Genomic DNA, 6,599 nt, shown 5'->3' with positions numbered 1-6,599 from the left:
GCCCGGGTCGGCGTCAGCGGGACGAGCGCGGGGGCGACCCTGGCGCTCGCGACGGCGCTTCGTGTCCGGGAGTACGGCGGCCCGTCGCTCGCCGGACAGTTCCTGTTGTACCCGATCGCGGGGCACGGATTCGACACCGACTCCTACCGGGAGAACGCCGCCGGCCCGCTGCTGACGCGCGAGGACATGCGGTGGTTCTACGACCAGTACCTCCGGAGTCCCGTCGACGCGGCCAACCCGTTCGCGGTGCCGTTGCGCGCGGATGACTTGGGCGACCTCCCGCCCGCGACGGTCGTTACCGCCGGGTTCGACCCGCTACGGGACGACGGGTTGGCGCTCGTCGACCGGTTCGAGACGGAAGGGACTCCGGTGGAGGGGCGCCACTACCCCGCGATGGCACACGGGTTCTGTAGCCTTTCGGACCGCGTCGCGGTCGCGGAGGCGGCGCTGTCGGCGGTCGCCGACGACATCCGATCGCGGCTCTGAACGCGCGCGGTTCGATCCCCGGCTCCCCTCGGTCGACGGTCGCCGGTACCCTCAAGGGATCCGAGCCGAACGTCCCGGACATGAGTCTCATCGGGTCGCTTATCGCGTTCGTCGTCGGGCTGCTCGTCGGGGGGTTGGCCATCTTCATCGCCGCCAGCGTCGTCACCGACACACGGGACTACAGTCACGCCGTGTTCACGGCGCTTTTCGGCGCGATCGTGTGGGGCCTCTCGGAGCTCCTGCTGTCGTGGATCCCGCTCGTCGGCGAGTTCATCCCGCTAGTCGCGTGGATCTGGATCATTCGACGACGGTACGGATCGTCGTGGGTCCACGCGGCGATCATCGGGTTCATCGCCTGGGGTGCCGCGATCCTCGTGCTGGCGGTCCTCCCGCTCGCGGGTGTCACCGACGCCGTCGGCGTGCCGTTCACCTCGGCCTCGATCACGCTTATGTGAGACCCTCCTCGCGAGTGATAGCGCAGCGGAACGTGCCGACGAAGGCTCAAGTTTCTGCCGGTGGTAGTGCCTGATAGGTGTCCACAAGGATGACTGAGCCGGAACCGCGACCAGAGACGTGGTTGATCGATATGGACGGTGTGTTGATACGTGATGATGCGGCCCTCCCAGGAGCCGACGCGTTCATCGATCGGATCCGAGAGCACGGACGAGAGTTTCTCGTTCTCACCAACAACTCGATGTACACGCGGCGTGATCTGGCTGCTCGTCTCTCCGATGTGGATATCGCGGTCCCGGAAGATCGGATTTGGACCTCCGCGGTGGCGACGGCACAGTTCCTCGCGAACCAGATGCCGGAAGCCTCGGCGTACGTGATCGGTGAGGCTGGACTGAAGACGGCGCTACACGACGTCGGGTACACGCTTACGGACACCGACCCGGACTTCGTCGTTCTGGGCGAGAGTCGGACGTACTCGTTCCAGACCATCACCGAGGCGGTCCAGTTGGTCAATGCCGGCGCGCGGTTTATCGTGACGAATCCGGACGCGACCGCCCCATCGAGTGATGGTCCGCTACCGGCGACAGGGTCGGTTGCGGCGCTCATCACCGAATCAACCGGTACGGAACCGTACTTCGTCGGTAAACCCAACCCGATCATGATCCGGAGCGCGCTGAATCGGATCGGGGTCCACTCGGAATCCACGGCGATGGTCGGCGACCGAATGGATACGGACGTGGTGGCCGGGATCGAGGCCGGGCTGACGACGTATCTCGTCCTCACCGGATCGACGGGTCGTGAGGACGTGGCGGAGTACGCGTATCGGCCGACCGAGGTCGTCGACTCGGTTGCCGACCTTGTCGATATCGTCTAGACACGCCGCGTCGCCATCCCCTTCCGTTACCGACCAAGACCGTGACCCGACGCCGACGCACGCGTGCGGCAGCGGATCACCCCGAAATTATTAGAACAGCGCCTCGCTCGCGTCGAGGACGTGAGCCGGGCCGCCAACCTCCCAGACGTCGGTGTCGATCCCGATCGCGTCTATCCGGGACCGAACCGTGTCGACGTGCTCGGGCCGGGTGTTGACGTACACCGACGCGCCCGTGTCCGTCGAAAAGTGAACGTCGACGCCCTCGTTCTGTAGCTCTCGGACGGCGTTGAACACCTCGATCGTCTCCGGCTGCCAGTACACCCAGCCGGCCGGCCCGGTCATCGTCGTCGCCGTCAGCGACAGGGAGTCGCGCTCGGCGGTGCCGTAGATCCGGGCGAAGTCCCCCTCGCGGAGCGCGTCCTTCATCTCCACGAGCTGGTCCTGTACGTGGGCGGTCCGCGCCTGCATCATGTGGCTGGCGGCGGCCTCGCGGTGTGCCTCCTCGGTCTCTTTATACGCCGGGACGTGCGCCGCGACGATCCGGAGGTCCGTCTCGGGGTCGAACCCGTCCGATCCCTCCCCGACGTCGAGCCGATACGAGCGACAGTCCTCGTCGTTGAGACCGGCTTCGAGCACGGAGTACGCGCCCGTCACCGACCGCGCGGCCGACGAGGAGCCGCGGCGGGCGACCGTCGACACCTCGGGGAGGCTCATGTCGAGGCCGGCCGCCTCGGTCAACGCCAGCGCCGCCGCGGCGAACCCAGAGGAGGAGGAGCCGAAGCCGATGTTCGACGGGAAGGAGTTCTCGCTCACGAGCCGGACCGGGTGGTCGAAGCCGGCGAGCTCGCGGACGTGGTCGACGACCATGTCGATCCGCTCGGCGGCACGCCCGTCCACTTCCTCGTCGCCGATGACGTAGGTGTCCTCGCTCGCGTCGGGCTCCCACTCAACGGTCGTTGTGGTCGCTGTCGGCGCGGTACAGAGGCTGATGCTGTCGTGGTACGGGAGCCGCAGCTGTTCGTCGCGCATCCCGTGGTACTTGACGAGCCCCTGGATCGGGTGGGCTCGCGCGGTGACTTTCTCGCTCATACCTCCCGAAGCGGCCGGCGGCGGATTAGTCGTTGCGATGGGCGGGAGGCGCGGAGGACTGACCGAGCGGACAGGCGGGACGGACGACAGCGACGCGGATGAGCGAGACGGACGACAGCGACGCGGATGAGCGGGACGGACGACAGCGACGCGGATGAGCGAGACGGACGACAGCGACGCGGATGAGCGAGACGGACGACAGCGACGCGGACGGCTCCGTCGAGATCCGCGACGAGCGTTAGATCCGAGCCCGATCCTGATCCCGCACAGTACCGTGGGGGCGATCATGGATGGCGGGCGTGAATTGTCGGATCGCTGGTGACGAGATCGTACTTATAAGCGCTGTGAGCGACAGCGACGGCCACTTATAAGATACGACGCGTCGACGACGCCGGTTCGAGGGAGTCGCGGTCGGCGGTCGCCGCCGGATCCTCGGGTGGTCGCGTTCAGTACGACTCCGAAGATCAAGCGTAAGTCGACTTCCCGTTCGAGCGACCGCGGAGGTTGGAGGCTGATACGTAGCGGGACAGCCGGGACAACGCATATCAGTGCGCGCGTGTCTACCGTTTATATGAACTACAGGAACGACCGCGTCTCGATCGCGCTCGGACTCCTCGGCATCCTCCTCTCGCTGCTTCTCATCGTCCGAGGCCTCGGCGTCCTGTGATCCGCCGGACTGGCGATACGACGACGATGAGGGAGCCGTTCCGTCCCCGCGACGACGACGCGATCGAGGGGAACCCTTTTTGAGGAATCGGGGGGAACTCCGGGTATGACCGAGTACACCGTCGAGTTCGTCGGCACCGGCGAGACGATCGAGGTGGCCGACACGGAGACGATCCTCAAACCCTGTATCGAGGAGGGGATCGCCCAGGAGTACTCCTGCCGGGTCGGCATGTGTCTCGCCTGCTCCGCCGAGATACTCGAAGGCGAGGTGACTCAACCGGCCGCGCGCGGGCTCACCGACGAGGAGGCCGAGCGGTTCGCGCTCACCTGTATGGCGCGGCCGCAGTCGGATCTGAAACTCGACCGCGGCACGTACCCGCCGAGCATCGAGGAGGAGGCGGACGTCGGGGCGAGCAGGGACGCCGGCGCTGCCGCTGACGACGACTAACGCTGACCGCCGTCGGCCGTATTTATATCCCCCGCTCCGGTAGCACCGTGCATGGCGGATCTCCTGACGGTCGTCGCGATCACGGGAGCGGCCGGCCTCGCCACCGGGCTCGGCGCGATCCCGGTGTTCGCCCGAGCCCGCGTCACCCACCGGACGTACGACGCCGCGTTAGGCCTGGCGGCGGGGCTAATGGTCGCGGCGAGCGTCTTCGGGCTGGTGCTTCCGGGGATGGAGGAAGGGACGCTGGCCGCCGTGATGGCCGGCGTGTTTCTCGGCGGACTCGCGCTTCTGGGCGGCAACTACGCCATCCCGCACCTCCACGCGCAGTACCGCGAGTGGATCCCCGAGGGCGGCGCGACCGACGATGACGCGGCATCCATGAGCGACGGGCGTGCCGCCGCCGTCGACGACGCGACCCCGGAGGTCGTGACGGAGGCGTCGCTCGGCGACCCGACCGCGCCGGTAGACGAGCCGGACTCCGCGCTCCGCAAGGCGCTGCTGATCGGGGGGGCGATCACTCTCCACAACGCCCCGGAGGGATTGGCGATCGGCGTCGCGTTCGCGTCGGGGTTAGAGGAAGTGGCGCTGTTGCTGGCGGTCGTGATCGGGTTACAGAACGTCCCCGACGGGTTCGCGTTCGCGGTGCCGATGGGCGAGACCGGGATGTCGAACGGGAAGGTGCTCGTGTACACCGCGCTCTCCGGGTTCGTCCCGCAGGTCGCCGCCAGCGTCTTCGGCTTCACCCTGGTGTCGATCGCCGCCGGCCTCTTCCCGATCGCCGCCGGCTTCGCGGCCGGCGCGATGCTCGCGGTCGTCTTCCGCGAGCTGATCCCCGCCTCACACGGGCACGGTCACGCCGACGCGGCGACGGCGGCGTTCCTCGTCGGGTTCGTCCTGTTGGTCGTCGTCGATGAACTCGTCGTGGTGTGAGCCGGCCGTCGTCGTGACACGGCCCCGCCATCGGCGACGAGTCCGATACCGGGGCGGGAAGCGGCGCGGTGACTCGGAGGCCGCTACTCGTTTCGGGGGCTGCTCGGGTGGTACTCGGTGTCGTACTGTCCCGGGTTCCCGTCGACCCGATCGGGATTGATCCGGCCACCGAGCAGCATGAAATCGAGCACGGTACAGTACAGCATCGCCTCGACGACGGGGACGGCTCGCGGCGGGAGCACGGGGTCGTGGCGGCCGACGACCTGGACCTCCTTCTCCTCGCCCGCCTCCCAGTCTGCGGAGCGCTGTTTCTTGGGGATCGAGGTGGGCGCGTGCCACGTCGCCTCGCCGTAGATCGGTTCTCCGGTGGTGATCCCGCCTTGAAGCCCACCGTGGTCGTTGCCGACCGGAACCGGGTCCCCCTCCTCGCTTTCGACGTGCTCGAACGACTCGCCGTCGTCGAACGTCCAGTCCTCGTTGCGGTCGCTACCGGCCACGTCGGTCGCTTTCCGTCCGAGCCCGTACTCGACGGCCGTCGTCGCCGGAATGGAGAACATCGCTTGGCCGAGTCGCGCCGGGAAGCTGTCGAACCGCGGCGCGCCCAGCCCGCGGGGGACGCCGCGACACTCGAAGTAGATGCTGCCGCCGATGGAGTCACCTTCCTGCTGATACGTCTCGATCAGCTCCTGCATCTCGGCGGCCGCCTCCGGGTCGGCACATCGCACGTCGTTCGCCTCCGAGTGCTCGAGGATCTCCTCGAAGGACACGTCGTCGGCCTCGACATCGCCGATCCGGTTGACGTGCGCTTTGATCTCGACGTCGTGCTCGGAGGCGTCGAGCACCTGCTCGGCGACTGCGCCTGCCGCCACCCAGTTCACCGTCTCGCGCGCGGACGAGCGCCCACCGCCGCCCCAGTTGCGCGTGCCGAACTTCGCGGAGTAAGTGTAATCGCCGTGCGAGGGCCGCGGCGCGGTGACGTACGGCTCGTACTTGCCGGAGCGCGCGTCCTTGTTCTGGATCACCATACCGATCGGCGTGCCGGTAGTGTAGCCGTTCTGGATCCCCGAGTTGATCGTCACCTCGTCGGACTCGCCCCGCGAAGTCGTGATCATCGACTGCCCGGGTTTGCGCCGGTCGAGCTGTGCTTGGATCGCGTCCTCGTCGAGCTCGACGCCGGCGGGGACGCCCGATACGGTGACGCCCATCGCCGCCCCGTGGCTCTCCCCGTACGTGGTGACCTGAAAGAGTCGGCCGAACCGGTTCCCGTTCATATCCCTACCTACGGCTGAGGGCTTATAGGGGTTGCAATCGGCGCAAGCGGGAGGGGGCCGGTGGGATCGACAACCGACGGATCGACGGGTGGGGTCAGCCGCCAGAACCGTGAAACCGACCGGTCCCCAACCTCGGGTATGGACACGGCCGACGGGAAGGGAACCCGGACGCACGTCGACGGGGTCCGCACACACGCCGACACGGAGGCGGGGAACGAACCCGCCCCGCCTCGGCGACCCCCTACGCTCGACGATCCGTTGACGTTCGCGGGGCTCCGGCTCCGGAACCGGCTGTACCGGGCTCCGCTGCTCGAGTGTGCCGGCAACGGCGACGACGCGGTCGACCGGTTGATCGACGACCTCGAACCGGCCGCGGCCGCCG

Annotated in this window: 7 protein-coding genes and 1 pseudogene; 6 read left to right on the top strand and 2 right to left on the bottom strand. The window is 67.8% G+C overall.

The features are described 5' to 3' along the window. From ACFQEU_RS09600 to ACFQEU_RS09590, 3 genes are all read left to right on the top strand, one after another. Positions 1–486 (top strand): alpha/beta hydrolase fold domain-containing protein (locus tag ACFQEU_RS09600; RefSeq protein ID WP_379781567.1); only part of this gene is annotated, 486 nt, incomplete at its 5' end. A gap of 80 nt (positions 487–566) precedes the next feature. Then, on the top strand, positions 567–941 hold the full coding sequence (locus ACFQEU_RS09595; RefSeq protein WP_379781565.1) for a hypothetical protein: 375 nt from the start codon (positions 567–569) through the stop codon (positions 939–941). An 89-nt stretch (positions 942–1,030) separates the two neighbouring features. Beyond that, on the top strand, positions 1,031–1,813 hold the full coding sequence (locus ACFQEU_RS09590) for an HAD-IIA family hydrolase (protein WP_379781563.1): 783 nt from the start codon (positions 1,031–1,033) through the stop codon (positions 1,811–1,813). Positions 1,814–1,903: 90 nt separating this feature from the next. On the opposite strand, the gene mvaD is transcribed toward ACFQEU_RS09590, so the two are convergent. Then, positions 1,904–2,902: a phosphomevalonate decarboxylase MvaD gene (gene mvaD, locus ACFQEU_RS09585; protein ID WP_379781561.1), complete on the bottom strand. Its 999-nt coding sequence runs from the start codon at positions 2,900–2,902 to the stop codon at positions 1,904–1,906. 772 nt (positions 2,903–3,674) lie between these two features. Between mvaD and ACFQEU_RS09580 the strand changes: the two genes are divergently transcribed. Together ACFQEU_RS09580 and ACFQEU_RS09575 are read left to right on the top strand one after the other, a co-directional pair. Beyond that, entirely contained in the window at positions 3,675–4,016 is a 342-nt protein-coding gene (locus tag ACFQEU_RS09580) for a 2Fe-2S iron-sulfur cluster-binding protein (RefSeq protein ID WP_379781559.1), read from the top strand. A 51-nt stretch (positions 4,017–4,067) separates the two neighbouring features. After that, positions 4,068–4,946, top strand: a complete 879-nt coding sequence (locus ACFQEU_RS09575) for a ZIP family metal transporter (RefSeq protein WP_379781557.1) — start codon at positions 4,068–4,070, stop codon at positions 4,944–4,946. Between the two features lie 83 nt (positions 4,947–5,029). Here the strand turns inward: ACFQEU_RS09575 and aroC are convergent, their stop codons facing one another. Beyond that, on the bottom strand, positions 5,030–6,217 hold the full coding sequence (aroC, locus tag ACFQEU_RS09570) for a chorismate synthase (RefSeq protein ID WP_379781555.1): 1,188 nt from the start codon (positions 6,215–6,217) through the stop codon (positions 5,030–5,032). 138 nt (positions 6,218–6,355) lie between these two features. Here aroC and ACFQEU_RS09565 point away from each other — a divergent pair. Further along, positions 6,356–6,599 (top strand): annotated as a pseudogene (locus ACFQEU_RS09565) (hypothetical protein); the annotation flags it as partial.

Origin of the sequence: Halorubrum tibetense (assembly GCF_042661865.1) — an archaeon.
GTDB classification, from domain to species: Archaea; Halobacteriota; Halobacteria; order Halobacteriales; family Haloferacaceae; genus Halorubrum; species Halorubrum tibetense.
The sequence above is the reverse complement of the archived record's forward strand: the minus strand, read 5'-3'. Positions and strand labels throughout refer to the sequence as shown.